The organism is Candidatus Nitrotoga sp. BS (genome assembly GCF_927797785.1).
Taxonomy (GTDB): domain Bacteria; phylum Pseudomonadota; class Gammaproteobacteria; order Burkholderiales; family Gallionellaceae; genus Nitrotoga.
Window position 1 is genome coordinate 1 of record NZ_CAKMLL010000100.1, and the last position, 15,608, is coordinate 15,608.

The 15,608-nt window shown below is 50.3% G+C and carries 17 protein-coding genes; 9 read left to right on the top strand and 8 right to left on the bottom strand.

The features are described 5' to 3' along the window. The first annotated feature begins 630 nt into the window (after positions 1–630). Together MJ769_RS12205 and MJ769_RS12210 are read left to right on the top strand one after the other, a co-directional pair. On the top strand, positions 631–888 hold the full coding sequence (locus tag MJ769_RS12205) for a hypothetical protein (protein ID WP_239237419.1): 258 nt from the start codon (positions 631–633) through the stop codon (positions 886–888). Between the two features lie 388 nt (positions 889–1,276). Further along, the gene (locus tag MJ769_RS12210) at positions 1,277–1,708 is read left to right on the top strand and encodes a type II toxin-antitoxin system HicB family antitoxin (protein ID WP_239237420.1); all 432 of its coding nucleotides are present in this window, start codon (positions 1,277–1,279) and stop codon (positions 1,706–1,708) included. 96 nt (positions 1,709–1,804) lie between these two features. On the opposite strand, the gene MJ769_RS14800 is transcribed toward MJ769_RS12210, so the two are convergent. From MJ769_RS14800 to MJ769_RS12230, 4 genes are all read right to left on the bottom strand, one after another. Further along, complete coding sequence (locus tag MJ769_RS14800; protein ID WP_445083097.1) at positions 1,805–2,119, bottom strand: type II toxin-antitoxin system RelE/ParE family toxin; 315 nt, start codon at positions 2,117–2,119, stop codon at positions 1,805–1,807. Continuing rightward, on the bottom strand, positions 2,100–2,327 hold the full coding sequence (locus tag MJ769_RS12220; protein ID WP_239237422.1) for an addiction module protein: 228 nt from the start codon (positions 2,325–2,327) through the stop codon (positions 2,100–2,102). Before MJ769_RS12220 ends, MJ769_RS14800 begins: the two co-directional genes overlap by 20 nt. A 162-nt stretch (positions 2,328–2,489) precedes the next feature. Continuing rightward, positions 2,490–2,957: a tRNA (uridine(34)/cytosine(34)/5-carboxymethylaminomethyluridine(34)-2'-O)-methyltransferase TrmL gene (gene trmL, locus MJ769_RS12225; RefSeq protein ID WP_239237423.1), complete on the bottom strand. Its 468-nt coding sequence runs from the start codon at positions 2,955–2,957 to the stop codon at positions 2,490–2,492. 118 nt (positions 2,958–3,075) lie between these two features. Further along, the gene (locus tag MJ769_RS12230) at positions 3,076–3,792 is read right to left on the bottom strand and encodes a ComF family protein (protein ID WP_239237424.1); all 717 of its coding nucleotides are present in this window, start codon (positions 3,790–3,792) and stop codon (positions 3,076–3,078) included. 56 nt (positions 3,793–3,848) lie between these two features. Here MJ769_RS12230 and bioB point away from each other — a divergent pair, with 56 nt between their 5' ends. From bioB to bioC, 4 genes are read left to right on the top strand one after another with little or no spacing between them, the layout of a single operon-like run. After that, positions 3,849–4,862 (top strand): biotin synthase BioB, encoded by a 1,014-nt coding sequence (gene bioB / locus MJ769_RS12235; protein ID WP_239237425.1) that lies wholly within the window; start codon positions 3,849–3,851, stop codon positions 4,860–4,862. A 41-nt stretch (positions 4,863–4,903) separates the two neighbouring features. Further along, a complete protein-coding gene (gene bioF, locus MJ769_RS12240; protein ID WP_239237426.1) occupies positions 4,904–6,070 on the top strand; it encodes an 8-amino-7-oxononanoate synthase in 1,167 nt (388 codons plus the stop codon). Further along, positions 6,054–6,833, top strand: a complete 780-nt coding sequence (gene bioH, locus MJ769_RS12245; RefSeq protein ID WP_239237427.1) for a pimeloyl-ACP methyl ester esterase BioH — start codon at positions 6,054–6,056, stop codon at positions 6,831–6,833. The genes bioF and bioH overlap by 17 nt, the downstream gene beginning before the upstream one ends. Continuing rightward, positions 6,826–7,695, top strand: coding sequence for a malonyl-ACP O-methyltransferase BioC (bioC, locus tag MJ769_RS12250; RefSeq protein ID WP_239237428.1), 870 nt, complete (start codon positions 6,826–6,828; stop codon positions 7,693–7,695). Before bioH ends, bioC begins: the two co-directional genes overlap by 8 nt. 189 nt (positions 7,696–7,884) lie before the next feature. On the opposite strand, the gene MJ769_RS12255 is transcribed toward bioC, so the two are convergent. The 4 genes from MJ769_RS12255 to MJ769_RS12270 form a co-directional block, all read right to left on the bottom strand. Next, positions 7,885–8,316, bottom strand: a complete 432-nt coding sequence (locus MJ769_RS12255; protein ID WP_239237429.1) for a type II toxin-antitoxin system VapC family toxin — start codon at positions 8,314–8,316, stop codon at positions 7,885–7,887. After that, complete coding sequence (locus MJ769_RS12260) at positions 8,313–8,567, bottom strand: type II toxin-antitoxin system Phd/YefM family antitoxin (protein ID WP_239237430.1); 255 nt, start codon at positions 8,565–8,567, stop codon at positions 8,313–8,315. Before MJ769_RS12260 ends, MJ769_RS12255 begins: the two co-directional genes overlap by 4 nt. A 517-nt stretch (positions 8,568–9,084) precedes the next feature. Then, positions 9,085–9,744: an ankyrin repeat domain-containing protein gene (locus MJ769_RS12265; RefSeq protein WP_239237431.1), complete on the bottom strand. Its 660-nt coding sequence runs from the start codon at positions 9,742–9,744 to the stop codon at positions 9,085–9,087. 230 nt (positions 9,745–9,974) lie between these two features. Then, positions 9,975–12,407: an alpha-amylase family glycosyl hydrolase gene (locus MJ769_RS12270; RefSeq protein WP_239237432.1), complete on the bottom strand. Its 2,433-nt coding sequence runs from the start codon at positions 12,405–12,407 to the stop codon at positions 9,975–9,977. 601 nt (positions 12,408–13,008) lie between these two features. On the opposite strand from MJ769_RS12270, the gene MJ769_RS12275 reads away from it, so the two are divergent. The 3 genes from MJ769_RS12275 (at position 13,009) to MJ769_RS12285 (ending at position 15,446) form a co-directional block, all read left to right on the top strand. Beyond that, positions 13,009–13,893, top strand: a complete 885-nt coding sequence (locus MJ769_RS12275; protein ID WP_239237433.1) for a hypothetical protein — start codon at positions 13,009–13,011, stop codon at positions 13,891–13,893. 392 nt (positions 13,894–14,285) lie between these two features. After that, complete coding sequence (locus tag MJ769_RS12280; RefSeq protein WP_239237434.1) at positions 14,286–15,092, top strand: hypothetical protein; 807 nt, start codon at positions 14,286–14,288, stop codon at positions 15,090–15,092. A 9-nt stretch (positions 15,093–15,101) separates the two neighbouring features. Then, positions 15,102–15,446 carry a DUF3135 domain-containing protein gene (locus MJ769_RS12285; RefSeq protein ID WP_239237435.1) on the top strand — a complete coding sequence of 115 codons (345 nt, stop codon included), beginning with the start codon at positions 15,102–15,104 and terminating at the stop codon, positions 15,444–15,446. Positions 15,447–15,608 lie beyond the last annotated feature (162 nt).

The following is a 15,608-nucleotide window of genomic DNA, read 5'->3' on the forward strand; positions in this document are numbered from 1 at the left end:
GCTATTCAAATCGCTTTGGCGGGTAAGGCTCTTGAGGGATGGGGTGAGTAGTTACCAATTGAATTAATATTTGCGCTGGAGTGACGAATTAATCAGTGCTTCCCCAGGCTTTATTTCATTCAGCTCTGCCGAGTTGAGGATGGACTCCCTTGGAGAAAATGCACATCAAAAAGTCCTTCACAGATAGCAATACCTCTATTCAATAACACTAATAACGTTGCGAGCAGCCGCTTTGCGGCTTGCCTGTTTATCTCTCTATCTGCACAATATAGCGATACTAAAAAGGTATCGTTTACATATCGACAAAATTGATAAGCAAAATTCGTGCCTTAATGAAAATATAAAAATAACTACATTAATTACAATATGTTAAATAATTAAATTCAGGTGTCAAGCACTTACAGGAGCAGTTTTATAGGCCAAGTGTACAAATTTTCGACAAATACAATTATGAACTCTATGGAGGATTCTCAAGTTTAGATATTCTGCGTCAAGCGAACGGCACATAGCGAGTAGCAAAGTCGCAAAGCGGCTGCTCGCAAAATTTGATTTTTAGAGGTGCCCACTATTCAACCTTAACTCTCGCCGTTTACATTACTAGACAATAATCTGACAACATAAAAAGGAACAATGATGAGCGCTTCAAATTACAAAAAAACAAAACTCTTAATGATCAATGCTTTGGGGGTTGCTTCACTAGTACTATTTTCAAATTCAACTGTAAGCGCGAAGGAGCCTTCCACGATAGCTGGCGGTGACTTGGGAAGTGGTCGAATAAAAGCTGAGACGGCAAAACCAATTAAGAAACCTTCAGCGATATCTAGCGGTGATTTGGGAAGTGGTCGAATAAAAGCTGAAAAGGAAAAGCCAAATAAGCCTACTAAATGAATTCAATAACGAGTTAAAACTCAAACTGTAGTGACACGCGGTAGAACCCGCGTAAGGCAATGCGCTTTGCTTATTGATGCCCTGCTTCATTGAGGTGGTCTGCTCTTTTTAATCTATCACGCAAAAATTTGTTGCATATTCGGTCGTTTTCGTCCGAAAATCGCACTATGACTGGAAACGAATTTATCCGCAAAGTAAAGGCGTAAGGCAAAAAGCTAGTCGTTGCCGTCGTGCTTAACACCTCCCGTGGCAAAGGTAGCCATCAAACGCCTTAACTTTGCCGCGCATTTACGATAGTTCGCAATTCAAAAGATGAGTTGAAAACGGGAACGTTTCACGGCATGTGTTCTCAACCCGGAATTAAACCCAGTGATTTGTGAGGTGTAAAATGGACCGATTTGAATATCCTGTATTGCTGAAAGCTGCCGAAGAAGGCGGATTTGTTGTGACTTGCCGAGACCTGCCACCGTTGATTACTCAAGGTGAGGACAGGGAGGATGCTCTGGTACAGGCCGTTGATGCGATGGATGAGGTGTTCGCGACTTATATGCTGGAAGGCATAATTTTCCCGACGCCGAGTAAAACCAGGCGCGGTGAATATTCGGTCGCGCCGCCCGCTGAAACAATGGCAAAAGCGGCTTTGTATACGGCGATGAGTGAAGCGGGAATCACAAAAGTGCAGCTTGCCAAACAAATGGGCATTGATGAAAAAGAAGTGCGCCGCCTGCTTGATCCGCACTATGGCTCAAAGCTGCCGCGCATCGCCCAAGCCATCCAGTTGCTTGGTAAACGGCTGGTGATTGGATTGGAAGCCGGCTGAAATGGTGCGCAATGACAAGGGGGCGGGTTCACATTGCTTTCAAAATACAAACCGCTTAATTCCACTTTTTAAGATGAGTTGGTAGGAAGGTGTATCTTAAGAGGTTCTCGCCACCCAAACTGCGGGATCTCTGCGGCCATGAAACACGGCCAGGACTATAATGCGGTGCTGTTCTGCACGAAAATAAACGCTGTATGGAAAACGTTTGGCCAAAACACGCCGAATGTCCTCGCGAACAACGGAAAACTGGAGGGGATGTTCAGATGCAAGCGATACGCAACGGTCAATCTCAGCAATGAACTCAAGAGCGAGGCCGCGTCGCTTACTGTCATACCAAATGCTTGCTTCAATAATCTCTATACTGGCGGCGCGATGAAAAGTGACAACAGGCTTATTGCCTGATTTTGGCAAGAGCAGCAGCTTTTACTTCGCTCCAGGGAATAACATCGTTTGGGTTTGCCAGATGATCTCTAAGACGGCGGTCAAGTTCTGTTTTTTGCGATTCTGTTAACGCTGGCGCCGCCCCTCGACTAACGATGCCGTACCAGATGGCCTCAACCAACTCGATCTGCTCATCAATATCGAGCACACTTGCTTGCTGTAAGAGTTGTGTGTTCATGACCAAGGCTCCATTCAAAACTTATGGGGCAATTCTAACCCGCTTAAGGCGCAATGTGCTTTGCTTATTGACGCCCTACTTCATTGCGGCTACCGTTCCGAACAAGTCATCACTCATCACCCATCCCGCATGCAGGAAAGAATGGAGCTGTATGTACGCTTACTATTTATTAGCCCCCGTAAACCCGCATTGACGCCAAGCTTCAAACACCGCTACCGCGACTGTGTTGGATAAATTCAGGCTGCGATTATTCGGTAGCATAGGCATGCGCAGGCATTGCTCCGGTGATAATGATGCCAATATATCCGCAGGTAAGCCACGCGTCTCTGGCCCGAACAGCAACGCGTCGCCCGCCTGATAACATATCTCGTGATAAGGCTGCTTGCCTTTGGTCGTGTATGCAAACAGACGGGCACCCGGCAGGGTTTGCAGGCAGGTAGTGAGGTCGTCGTGTACGCGCAGATCGGAGTATTCGTGATAATCCAGCCCGGCGCGCCGCAACTGTTTATCATCCAGTGAAAATCCAAGCGGCCGGATCAAATGCAGTTGCGCCCCGGTGTTGGCGCACAGGCGAATGACGTTGCCGGTATTAGGTGGGATTTCAGGCTGGAAGAGGATGACATTAAACATTTAGGGAAACCTCTGTTTTGAAATGATGCGCATCCCATCTTTTCCCTGCATGCAATGATGGTTATCTTTGCTTATAGGGGCGTGGAGATTGCGGGACAACTTGGTGTGAATAAAAAATTTACGAAGCTGAATGCGGCAATGTCCGCGCAATAACCCAGGCACTGATTTCGCGTGTGCCCGCTTTGCGTAAGGTTTGCGCCACTTCGTTCAGCGATGCACCGCTGGTCATTACATCGTCCACTATGGCGACGTGCTTGCCCGAAAAATCTTGCGTGCAAATAAATGCGTGACGCATGTTTTTGTCTCTTTCTTTTCGTGATAACGCTGCTTGTGGCGGCGTATCGCGCCTGCGTTGGCAGGCATTCAGCAGTACTGGAATAGCCATTCGTCGCCCAATATGCCGTGCCAGTTCAAATGACTGGTTGAAACCACGCGCACGTAAACGCACCGGGTGTAGCGGCATTGCCACCAGGAAATCAGGACGCACCGCAATACGCTGAATCAGTTTGTCTGCAAGACTGTTCGCCAGTACCAGTTTTTCATTATGCTTCAGCGCCAGCACTAACTTGTTGAGCGGAAAAGCGTAGGCGAACACGGCCACTGTGCGGTCGAAATGCGGCGCTTGTTGCAAGCACTGGCCACAGGTCGCGCCATCGTGCGTAGGCAGGGCGCACACCGGGCAACATGGCGCAGTCAGATAGGGTAAGTCAGCATCGCAAGCTGCGCACCATACGCCATTGCGGCTGGCGGTGCCGCACAGAAAACAGGGTTGCGCGGGCAGGGCTTGCCACAATTTTGTGCGGATGTTCAAAAAATGATGAGTCAAAATTGACAAGGTTGCGCCCTTTCATGGATGATGCCGAACCATTGTAATTCATTAGACTGCAAGCCATGACGACTCACACCGTTCAATTTACCCGTCCATCCAAACCCTCGGTACCGTCTCAAACATCAAGCGAAACGCAGTGCTGGAGTCTTGCCCAAGTTGAGGCGCTGTTCAGGCTGCCATTTGCCGATTTACTCTACCGCGCACAGCAAGTGCATCGGGAGCATTTCGATGCCAACGCGGTGCAGTTGTCCACTTTGCTGTCCATTAAAACAGGTGGTTGTCCTGAAGACTGTGGCTATTGCCCGCAAGCTGCACGCTATGATACCAGCGTGAAAAGCCAGGCATTGATGGAGCTTGATGACGTGCTGGCAGCTGCCCGCGTTGCCAAGGCCGCTGGCGCGACGCGCTTTTGCATGGGTGCTGCCTGGCGCGGTCCCAAGCAGCGAGATCTGGACCCGGTGCTGAACATGGTGCGCGAAGTTAAAGCGCTGGGGTTGGAAACCTGCGCCACGCTGGGTATGTTGAAAGACGGCCAGGCCAAGCAGCTAAAAGACGCCGGACTGGATTACTACAATCACAATCTGGACACCGCGCCTGAGTTCTACGACGAAGTCATTACCACTCGTGATTATCAGGACAGACTGGACACGCTGGAGCGGGTACGCGATGCGGACTTAAATGTATGCTGTGGCGGTATTGTTGGCATGGGCGAAAGCCTTAATCAGCGCGCCGGCCTGGTCGCGCAACTGGCCAACCTTGACCCCTATCCTGAAAGCGTACCGATCAACCTGCTGGTACAGGTAGAAGGTACGCCGCTGGCCGACACCAAAGCGTTGGATCCGCTGGATTTTGTACGTACCATCGCGGTGGCACGCATCACCATGCCCATGGCGCGGGTGCGACTGTCTGCCGGGCGACAACAAATGAGCGAAGCGGTGCAGGCTTTATGTTTTCTCGCAGGTGCCAACTCAATATTTTATGGCGAGCAGTTGCTGACGACCGGCAATCCAGAAGTGGAGCGCGACCGCGCGCTACTCAATAAATTGGGTATGTATCCGCTTGCGGCAAAAATGTAGACGGTATTGAATAATCGCCTTGCCTGTGATGGAAAATTTCAATGCCTTTTGAAGTGCTGCAGGTCGACCTCGACACCCGTGCAGCTAAAGGACTCCTGCGCCATCGCTGCGAGTTGCAAGATGCACAAGGCACACGCGTCAAGGTAAATGGCAAACCACTTCTGTCTTTTTCCAGCAACGACTACCTCGGTTTAGCTTGCCACCCGCAGTTGCTTGCCGCTTTGCAGGCGGGTACACAACAGTATGGATTGGGTGCGGGTGCATCCCATCTGGTCAGCGGCCATTTCAGCGCACACGAAGAGCTGGAACAAGCACTTGCTGAATTCGTCGGCAAGCCCGCAGCACTGTTATTTTCCTCCGGCTATCTGGCTAACCTCGGAGCGGTGCAAGCGCTGGTCGGCAGGCGCGATAGAATCTTTGCCGACAAGCTGAATCACGCTTCACTCAATGACGCCATGTTGTTGTCGCGCGCGCAAGTGCGCCGCTATCGCCACAATGACATGGCACATCTTGCGAAATTATTAAAGCAGCCACACAACGGTCGCAAACTTGTTATTACCGATGCGGTATTCAGCATGGATGGCGACCTCGCGCCACTGCCGGAATTGTTGGCGTTGTGTGAGCAATACGATGCCTGGTTACTGGTGGATGACGCGCACGGCTTTGGCATATTGGGTGAACAGGGGCGCGGCTCATTATTTCACCATAGAAATTCAACTGGCCTCACCTCGCCGCGCATCATCTACATGGCGACGCTGGGCAAGGCGGCGGGCGTATCCGGCGCTTTCATTGCAGCGGAACAGGTGGTGATTGATACGCTGGTACAACATGCGCGCAGCTACATCTACACAACAGCCAGTCCACCTGCGCTGTCCTGCGCGGTGCTGGCCTGTTTGCGCTTATTGCAGAAAGAAGAGTGGCGGCGCACACAATTATCGAAATTAATTGCGCAGTTGCGTGCGGGTCTGATTGGCCTGCCGTGGATGCTGATGCACTCAGATACCCCGATTCAACCACTGCTGGTTGGCAGCAATGATGTGGCGGTAGCTTTAAGCGAAGCTTTGCGCGCACGAGGCATCTGGGTGCCAGCCATTCGTCCGCCAACCGTTCCGCAGAGAACAGCGCGGTTACGTATTTCGCTATCGGCGGCGCATAGCGAGCAGGATGTGGCGGAATTGATTTCAGCCTTGCATGAACTTGCACATTGAAAGTCGCGGTGCCGGCGCGCCGCTGCTACTGATACACGGTTGGGGGATGCACGGCGGCATCTGGGGCAATGTGGTGGCACAACTTGCGCAACACTTTCGCGTGCACTGCGTGGACTTGCCGGGATACGGCGCCAGCTCAATGATCGCGCAATATGATTTAGAGGGATTGGTACAGAAATTATCTGAGCATTGGCATATTGAATATGGCGATAAGCCGCTGGCGTTGTGTGGCTGGTCGCTCGGCGGGCAGATTGCGATGCGCTGGGCGCTTCATGCGCCGCACCAGCTTGACAAGCTCGTGCTGGTCGCCACCACACCCAGTTTTGTGCAGCGTAGCGACTGGGAATGTGCAATGGCGGTGCATACCTTGCATGAATTTTCTATTGCGTTGCTGGGAAATTACGCGCTGACGTTGAAGCGGTTTATTGCTTTGCAGGTGCGCGGCAGCGAACACGAACGCGCGTTGCTGGCGGATCTGCGTGCCCGCCTGTTTAGTCGCGGTGAACCAAATATTGCGGCATTGCGCGGGGGCCTGGAAATATTGCGCAATACTGATCTGCGTGCGGTGTTGCCGCAAATTACTCAAGTTGCCTTGGTCATTGCGGGCGAGCGCGATATCTTGACTCCACCTGCAGCATCAAGCTATCTCGCGCAGCAATTGCCCCATGCGCAGTTATTCAATATAAAGAGCGCGTCACATGCGCCGTTTTTATCTCACCCGGAAATTTTTGTGCAACGGATCGAGGCATTTTTAAATGGATGATTATCTGATAGACAAACGCCAGGTGCGAATGGCTTTTAATCGCGCGGCCAATGGATACGATACCGCTGCAGTATTGCAGCGCGAGGTATGCAGCCGCATGCTGGAACGGCTGGATTATATAAAACAGAAGCCAACGTCTGTGCTGGATGTGGGCAGCGGTACTGGCTGGGGCACGCGCCAGCTATCGCAGCGCTATCCGGCGGCGCATCTACTGGCGCTCGACATGGCAATTAGCATGCTCAATGTATCGCGTAGCAGGCTAAGCTGGTGGCGCAAGCTATTCGATAGTGGCAAGCACAGCTACATATGCGCCGATGTTGAAGCCTTGCCATTAACAGCCAACAGTATCGAGCTGGTCTGGTCGAATCTCACCCTGCAATGGTGTAACGACCTGCCTGCCACACTTAGCGAATTACATCGCGTATTGAAAGTGGAGGGCTTGGTGATGTTCAGTACCTTCGGCCCGGATACGCTCAAGGAACTCCGCAGCGCATTCCATAGCGTGGATGACCACAGACATGTAAATCGCTTCGCGGACATGCACGACATCGGCGACATGTTGAAGGCCAACGGTTTTGCCGCGCCCGTAATGGACATGGAAATTATCACGCTGACTTACGATAATTTGAAAGCAGTGATGCAGGATTTGCGCGACATAGGCGCGCACAATGCCACTGCCGGACGCGGACACGGCATGATGGGTAAAGCTGCTTGGCTGGCGCTGCAGGAAAATTACGAACGATTCCGACAAAATGGCAAGCTACCCGCGACTTTCGAAGTGATTTATGGACACGCGTGGAAGCCAAAGTCCAAAGTAACAAAGGATGGTGCGCATATTATTCAAACGCCTTTTAAACTATAAGGCTTGGGAGCGAACGGAGTAAGCGCACCAGTGTTAGTTCCGTTATCTCTTCACTGCTGTCCGGTTAACACGCAAATAGATTCAGTTGGTTATTGAGCTGCTTGTTCATGTTGTGCCTGTTACTCGGCGAATTATGCATGAGTCCGGTTGTGCTTTTATTACCGGCGCGGCGCAGTACAGCACCAGATTTTATGTGTCCCGCTGATCTTTCCACGGGTTAATCGTTTTAACACCGCATCTCAGGAAATCGGCCGTGTTGCGTGTAACGACCACCATTCGGTTGGTTTGTGCTATTGCTGCGACAAGGGCATCCACAACAGGCAGTGGCTGCCCGGTTCTTTCGCCGTTACCGAGCATTTCACCCCATACAGTGAATACATCAATATCCGCGTTGAGAATTTTGCCTGCGAAGAATGGGATAAGCTCTTTCTTCAAATGGGTCTCGATAGCTTTTTTTCGCTTGGAGTCGTTGAGTTTCGCAATACCCTTCTGAATTTCGCCTATGCTCACGACACTAATGAAACACGCATCGGTGTGCAGGTAAAACCACTGCCGGACATCGTCGCTCTGTTTATTTTTGACAAACTCCGAAAGGACGCAGGTATCGAGCAAATACTTCATAGCTCGACATTCCTCCCCATGTCTGTGCTCCTTGCAAGATCAATATCCGCGAACCCGGATGGGAGACCGTCCAATACATCCAGCAACGTTTTTGCAGAACCCTTTCCAGTCATGCGCTGGTATTCGCTGTAGCTCAGTACTACAGCCTCCTCCTTGCCGCGCAGGGTAATGATTTGAGGTCTTGCATGAGCACCACGCACCACCTCACTTAACTTGTTTTTTGCTTCTTGCAGTTGCCATGTATCCCTCATCTCAACACTCCTTATCTAGCTATGTTGGCTAGACAGATTATAGCAAAATTCATCGGGTGCCCGTTCATCAAATCCTCGTCAATTTAAAATTCGCCTGGGGAACCGCATCGAAGAAACAGAAGGGATGATTGGAATTGAAATGTGTGGGTGGAGAGATTGAGAATGCGCAAATGCGCAAGAAAGCATACACAGATTGCGCCAAATCTTGCGCCCAACGCGACAAAATGCCTGCACCATTGCGGCACAAGCGGCTTACCTGTCCCACAGAGCTGGAGACAACTTTGACGCGCTATTTAAATAGTTTATAACAACCCTATTTCGCAGCGCGCTTTGAATCACTTGATGCCCATCCAGTCATTGAAAAAATGGTGCGCAGAAAAACCAGATTTATTTGTTAAACGTGTTTACAAACAGGCGGGACTGGACACATAAATACCATCTCTAACGTCAAGCTTCAGCAAGTTCAGTAATGGGAAATGGAAACTCCCTTTGGTTTGTTGCTTTCCTGGGCAGAAAATCAGCGTGCTCCTGCAGCGCGCAGCATGGTGGCGATGGGCGTATAACCGCGACGCACAGCATGCTGGAGAGGCGTGATGCCTTCATTGTCGGGAAGGTTTACATCAGCGTCAGCGGCAATCAGCAGACGCACGATTTCCTGATGCGCCGTGCCGCCGTTGGATAGCTGGATGGCTTCGAGCAAAGCCGTCCAGCCGAGACGGTTGATGTGATCTATCTTGACGCCAGCTTCAATCAGCATGCGTACCACTTCTACATGCCCGCGTTCGGCCGCAGGAATCAACGCCGTGCCACCGTAGCGATTGGTGCTGGCCAAGTCGGCGCCATTGGCCAAACTCATCTTGAGTATTTCAAGCCGACCCTCGGCACCCGCCAACAGATAGGGGCTGTCCTGCTTGGCATCAGTGGCGTTCACGTTGGCACCGGCCTCGATCAGCGCACGGGCGAAATCGACCTTGTTCATCTCGGTGGCTAGCAGTAATGGGGTGCGGCCAGCCTTATCGCGTACCTCACGTAGCGATAGACCGAACGGATTTTGGAGTAGGCGTAGCGCCGAAGACAGATCATTGGTGCGAACAGCCACATGCAGGGGAGATGCTGAGGCAGGTGAAGCGAACATGACGCAAGCCACAAAAAAGAAGTTGCAAAGACGTTTCAACATGGCAATTCCGCATTTGACCTGGAGAGGTTGTCATTATAAGGAATGCGTATCTTATGCGCATCTGGCAGGTGGTGATCCAAGTTGGGTTGGTTTGTTTGGAAAAGCCACATAACAGAAATTTCACCCTTACCGATGCAGCCAGATGGATTAGCAGTGCTACATAGACTGGACGCGTTTGGTGGAGTGGGGCAGTACCGTTTTTATTATTTCAACGAACTCGTATTCCTTCATCATTGTTTTACGAGCACCACGAAACTATTGGCAGGGACTATTACATTAAGTCGACCTTGGTTGGACGGAATACTGGCACCGCCATTGCCCCTGTTTTGACCACCATAGATGGCGGCGTCGCTATTGAATATTTCCTTCCATCCGGCATCAGGGATGGCCAGCAAGTCCTTCTCGATGATGTAACCGTCGACAAAGGCAGTGTTATTTAAGCTGGCTACGATAATGACTTCTTCATCCCCGCGCCATCTTTTAAATGCGATCACTCGATTGGAATTCGACAGGTGGAGAATGTCTATGTCCTGGCTGCGAATCGAGCGCAGTCGGCGACTAAGGCTTATTAGATCCTGATAAAAGCGAAATAGTGCCTTGCCGTTACCCGTTCGTTCGCCGATGATATTTTCGCGGTTCATCAGAAAGCGGTCATATGTGTAGTGTTTCTGTGCTCCGATCTCTTCGCCCATGAAGAACATGGGGATGCCCGCCGAAAGCAAGGTCAGTCCGCAGCATACCCGCGAGCGTGCCTCTGCCGCGATGCGTGTGGCACCTATTACAGAAGCACCATTGACGGCCGTCACCATGGTTCGCGCCGTACCGCCGGCATTGCCGGCTTCGTCGTGAGATTCGTGGAACACGACTTGGTCATAACGGCTGTTGTAAAGGGCGTTGGCAAACCAGTCCATCTGCAGCGGCTCGTTGCCGCCGAACCCGGCTTGTTTCAAGAGACGTGCCCGATTCCCGGCCATGTCGGAATCACCGATCAAGTGGTGGTAGAAAGCCAACTCCCACTTTGCGCTGAAGCCCAGCCCTCCTTGCGCTGGCGGTTTCGTCACGGCGTCCCATCCCGTATGATCTTCTGCGATCAGCATCACCGTAGGCTTGATCATGCGCAGGGTACGGCTCCACTCCCGCAGGAATTTTTGCCCGAAGAGGTTGGCGTTGTCTATCAGTCGTCCATCGGCGTGCAGCGTGTTGTCGCGGTGAATCGCCTGTGTCAGATCCACACGCAGCCCATCGACGCGCATTTCTTCAATGAGAAAGGCGGCACTGCTGATGAACTGCTGGCGCACAATTTCTTCCGAAAAACGCGGGGTAAAGCCGGTGGAGCCGTTATCAAGGTAGCCTCCCTCCGGAAACGGACTGCCATCATTTTTTTTGTAGCCAGAAGCGCGCCCTTCATACCAGTAATACATATTTTCTTCGGGCAAGGTTGAATCGTATTGCCACTGGGCGCGCTCCGCTTCGTTGTCATAGTGGTTATAGACCACGTCCTGGATGACTGCGATGCCGCGCCGGTGACACTCACACACCAAATGACGATACTTGTCGCGGCCCCCGGCGCTGGATTCGATACAGAAGTGATGACTGTCGCCATAGCCCCAAGCGGTATTACCTGAAAACTCCGCCATAGGCAGCAGCTCTATGGCATTCACACCGAGTTCAACGAGATGGTCCAGGAATTGTAGCGCGTCACTCAAATCGCCAGGGCCGGGCTTGCCGAACCCCAATGAGCCGACATGTAGTTCGTAAATAATCAGGTCTTCGAGGTGAGAAGGTATCGGCAGGCCGGACGTGGATTCTCTGGTCCAGAATTCCTCCGACGGAATGCAGTCCAGTTTCATTCCGCGAGGGGTGGATGAAAAATCTCGGCGCACCACGTCGGCATCAATTACTACGCTACAACTCACGGATCCGTCCAGCGTTTCAACCGTCCCCGGCCAAGCAGTCTTGGCCGGGTTGATATTGCCTCTGCCGATCTGGCTACGGGAGAAAATGTCAGTGCGATAGACGTGTTGCCCTTGCGCGTTCAGGATGCGATACATGTAAGGCAGGCTTTTGAACATCTCAAAATCGCCCTGCGGCCCACCTTCCCAGATGCCATCAGCCAGCTGAATCAGGGTGATCGCGGGCTGTGTCTGGTTTACTCCGGAGCTATCGTCGGCTATGTAGCCATTTGCCGGATTTCCGAAAACCACTTCTACATTTTTGGCATTTGGAGCCCAAATGCCAAAACGTAGACTGGGCGTGGAGCTCCCAGCAGTGAAGTGCTTGTTGGCTCCCAAGCGGCGGCCGTAAGTGAAAAAATAGCGTTCGATCTGGGGAATGGTCGTCTCACGATTGAGCCGAAACTGGCGATGGCGAGCAACGGAATTAACATCCTGCACTTCAGTTGGAATGCCCCAGAAGTTCGCACCCTGCGGCCCGTCAAAGATAACCCCCCACTTGAAGGTTTTATTCTGATCGACAAGGTCAAGTGAGATCGAGGTCGTAAAGATTGGGCAGCCATCCACGCCGATTTCCTCTTGCATCGGAGATTCTGTCCAGTCATCCGAGTATCGGCCACTACCATCCCAGCTGCCGCGCAAGCGGGCGTTGCGAAATATTGCCCGTTTAAGGCCGGTGATGTATTGAAATTTCACTGTCTGTATGGTCATAAATATTTCAACATCCAAATAATATTTAAAGAAGCCAGGCTCAAATTATTCTCACAGATAAGGCCAAATTCGCTCGTGGTGGTCGATGGTGGATGGACTTGTGTCCCTCAGTCCAATGAACTCCAGCATTCCCGGCTCCGAAAAGTATGCCAGCAGTTAAAAATCTCATCGAGGGTCAAATAGTAGAGTGGCACCCAAAAAAGTAAATAAGCAAATTGCTTATTTACTTTTCATAAATATCATTAAAAAATACGACGCATGTAACGTTGCGAGTGTATTTGCAATGCTGCACGGGCAGCATTTATTTTTACCCTTACAATATCCACCACCTTGATATTGGTTTTCTGCATATTACATGCGCAGGTTCGCCACTCGTATTGTTTAATGGTAATAGTCGAAAACGTGAGTTAGCAGCTATAACGTTAGGGGCAGGGCGGAGTATGGCTCTCGACGAGTGGGTATATCTCATTGCAACCGATGGATGTGACGCTCCGCATCTCCTTCCGAGCTTTCAACCCGGATGCACAAAAAAAGCGCGTCAGTTAGCGCTGCGTTTAATATATGAAAATGGTAATCTGAAAATTTGCCAGGCGAAATGATCATGGTGCTCAAAATCGGACTGTTACCCATTATATTGAGTATAGTTTTTCTGGGTTTCTTTGTGGCCAAAGCGGCAAGGAGGCGTGGCAAAAATCCGTTGGTGTGGGGAGGCCTAACCGTTGCTGTGATCACCGCTGTGACCTGGCAATATCTGCCTGGATGGGCGGAGACTGTTTTTTATCGAGGGAAGATAAAGCAAGCGACTATCATTCAGCGGCAGGTCATCAACTTGGCAGAGGCTAAAGAAATCAATTTTCGCGTAAGTATGGATAGCGTTAATTTCGATGTGCCGCTTGTATATAATTTTAAAGGATACAAGCAGCAATTACACGGTTGGGGGAGTGTGCAGCAAAAAAAGATTAAAGGTAAGGAAAGGCCGGCTGTTGACTTCATCAAAATTGATGCCATGTTGCCGGACCTTTCTCCACTTAGGCCAGAGAATCTAGCGCAATTCGAAAAATCAGCATGGGAACAAAACGTGCACGCCTCCATTACGCATATGAGGCCGTGGGATCGCTACTTTCAATATTTTTTTGAAAAATTGCAGCGGAAACCAGATTTGCCGGAATTACCCGGGATGTTGCATTACTACGATCAATCCGGCAAAACAGATGTATTTTTAAGCCATGATTACCCTACCGACGAATTGGTACGTATTCGGTGTGCTGATGAGAATTTTTTTCACAATGCATTTCCGATCTGCGTAGTTGAAAGCACGTATCGCCCTGTACCGGACATAGTGATATCCAAGCCCATAAAAAGTACAGTTTTTTTTCTGACGTATGAACTGCCCAGCCAATCTATTGCGCAGTGGCAAACGATAGATAAGAAGCTTAAATCTCGGTTTGACCAGATGGTGAGCATAGACGCACCAGCCTTACCTTAACCTGCGGCGAAAATTACGAGGCGAGTGGATTATGAATGGCGGTTGGTTGACCACAATTCATGCCCGGCGTTTTCGCGGATTGTAGAGCCAACAAATCTTTTCCCCCTGCTGTTGTAAATGCAAAGGCACGGGCGGCAAAATTTTTAAAACTTCGCTTCGCTTTCTCATCATCGGGAAACAACGTGCGCTTTCGGGTGTGCGAGAGGGCGAGACATAAGCGGGGACTATGTCATTGGAATAAAAGTGTCATATCAAGGTTTGCCCCTTCGATATATTCTGGTGTGCTCCCTTATTCTGTACTGAGTCGGATTAATGTCGAGTTCTTTTACACTGCTCGCTGAAACGTTTTCTGTCACTATATTTTGCATATAAAGTTCAAATTGTTGTGGTGTATGGCACACATTTTGCTTTGGTTAACAGTGATTGGCATGGTTTTAATTTATAGAGGCTCCCATGATCTTAAAAACACATTCACGGCAAGTATCTTCGCTGTCGCCTCAATGATGCTAGCTGCCCCAGCCAGTGGATTGCCTATGCTGGAAGTCAATAGTTCGAATGGAGGCTCCCGCTTCGGGTACCTAGCCACCAATGAAATAACCTTTGGCTACCGTTTTACGGCTAACGAGATTATCTCTGTAAATTCCCTCGGTATCGTCAACGCATTCGGCAACGGGATACAGATCGCGCATAGCGTAGGGTTATGGAACAATTCGGGAACCCCGCTGAGCTCGGTCTTCTTCGCATCAGGCTCTGGCACAGCGGAGGCCGGATTTCTTTACCGCGACACCCCTAGCGCGATCAATCTCGTGGCGGGCGACATCTATCGAATTGCCGCTACTTTTGTTGGCCAGGATAGTAGCGACCCAGTCCTCAATCTATTGCTTGGAAACTTTGATAGCTATCTCAATATCAATTCGGCGGTTACAATCGAAAAGGGAAACGCTTGGCATCTGGAAGACCTTGCCGAGAACGATTTCGACTTCCCTGATGCATTTACTACCTTCAGCTCCAGCAACCGGCCATCGTTTATTGTGACCTCAAACTTCCTTTTTACACGGAAAGCATCGAACTCAGTTCCTGCACCGAAACACTGGCCATACTTTGTTTGGGATTGGCGAGTCTGGGATTTCAACGCCGCAAAAAGCGATCTGAAAGCAATATCTGACTCCCCTTATACTTATATTTTTAATGCATTTTAGGTTGAACAAATGGATAACTTCGATTTCGATGTTTGGGCAAGGCTGGCGAGAACAGCTCCGGATGAATTCGAGCAACGGCGGCGTGATGCTATTGAAAGTCTGATATCAAGTAGTAACAATGTTCGCCGCCTGCGTGGATTGCAGTGGCGTATTGACATTGAAAGGAAACGTGCACGCACCCCGCTGAAGTCCTGTTTGCGCATATCAACCATGATGTGGGATGCGTTCATGGATTTAAATAATGCATTGAAGACCATTGCGGGAAATGATTGTCAATCAAGAAGCGCATCATCTCATTCTGCGGGAAGCGCAGAAATTATCTATCTGGCTACTGAATACAAATCACACGAATGAGACGGCAATACAAGCTGACGCCACATTCAACCTGCAAGTGCACAACTAGCAGGTTGAATGTGGCGCATAATGATTGTGGTGTGATTTTGCGATATCAAAAATGACATGTCATTTTTGATATGTCTGAGAAATTTTAATTGTTATATGCTGGGTGCTCATGTG

Bases quoted from the DNA above. Each gene is read 5' to 3' on its own strand.
- MJ769_RS12205 (WP_239237419.1), top strand. From the start codon at position 631: ATGATGAGCGCTTCAAATTACAAAAAAACAAAACTCTTAATGATCAAT.
- MJ769_RS12210 (WP_239237420.1), top strand. From the start codon at position 1,277: ATGGACCGATTTGAATATCCTGTATTGCTGAAAGCTGCCGAAGAAGGC.
- MJ769_RS12220 (WP_239237422.1), bottom strand. From the start codon at position 2,327: ATGAACACACAACTCTTACAGCAAGCAAGTGTGCTCGATATTGATGAG.
- trmL (WP_239237423.1), bottom strand. From the start codon at position 2,957: ATGTTTAATGTCATCCTCTTCCAGCCTGAAATCCCACCTAATACCGGC.
- bioB (WP_239237425.1), top strand. From the start codon at position 3,849: ATGACGACTCACACCGTTCAATTTACCCGTCCATCCAAACCCTCGGTA.
- bioF (WP_239237426.1), top strand. From the start codon at position 4,904: ATGCCTTTTGAAGTGCTGCAGGTCGACCTCGACACCCGTGCAGCTAAA.
- bioH (WP_239237427.1), top strand. From the start codon at position 6,054: ATGAACTTGCACATTGAAAGTCGCGGTGCCGGCGCGCCGCTGCTACTG.
- bioC (WP_239237428.1), top strand. From the start codon at position 6,826: ATGGATGATTATCTGATAGACAAACGCCAGGTGCGAATGGCTTTTAAT.
- MJ769_RS12255 (WP_239237429.1), bottom strand. From the start codon at position 8,316: ATGAAGTATTTGCTCGATACCTGCGTCCTTTCGGAGTTTGTCAAAAAT.
- MJ769_RS12260 (WP_239237430.1), bottom strand. From the start codon at position 8,567: ATGAGGGATACATGGCAACTGCAAGAAGCAAAAAACAAGTTAAGTGAG.
- MJ769_RS12265 (WP_239237431.1), bottom strand. From the start codon at position 9,744: ATGTTGAAACGTCTTTGCAACTTCTTTTTTGTGGCTTGCGTCATGTTC.
- MJ769_RS12270 (WP_239237432.1), bottom strand. From the start codon at position 12,407: ATGACCATACAGACAGTGAAATTTCAATACATCACCGGCCTTAAACGG.
- MJ769_RS12275 (WP_239237433.1), top strand. From the start codon at position 13,009: ATGGTGCTCAAAATCGGACTGTTACCCATTATATTGAGTATAGTTTTT.
- MJ769_RS12280 (WP_239237434.1), top strand. From the start codon at position 14,286: ATGGCACACATTTTGCTTTGGTTAACAGTGATTGGCATGGTTTTAATT.
- MJ769_RS12285 (WP_239237435.1), top strand. From the start codon at position 15,102: ATGGATAACTTCGATTTCGATGTTTGGGCAAGGCTGGCGAGAACAGCT.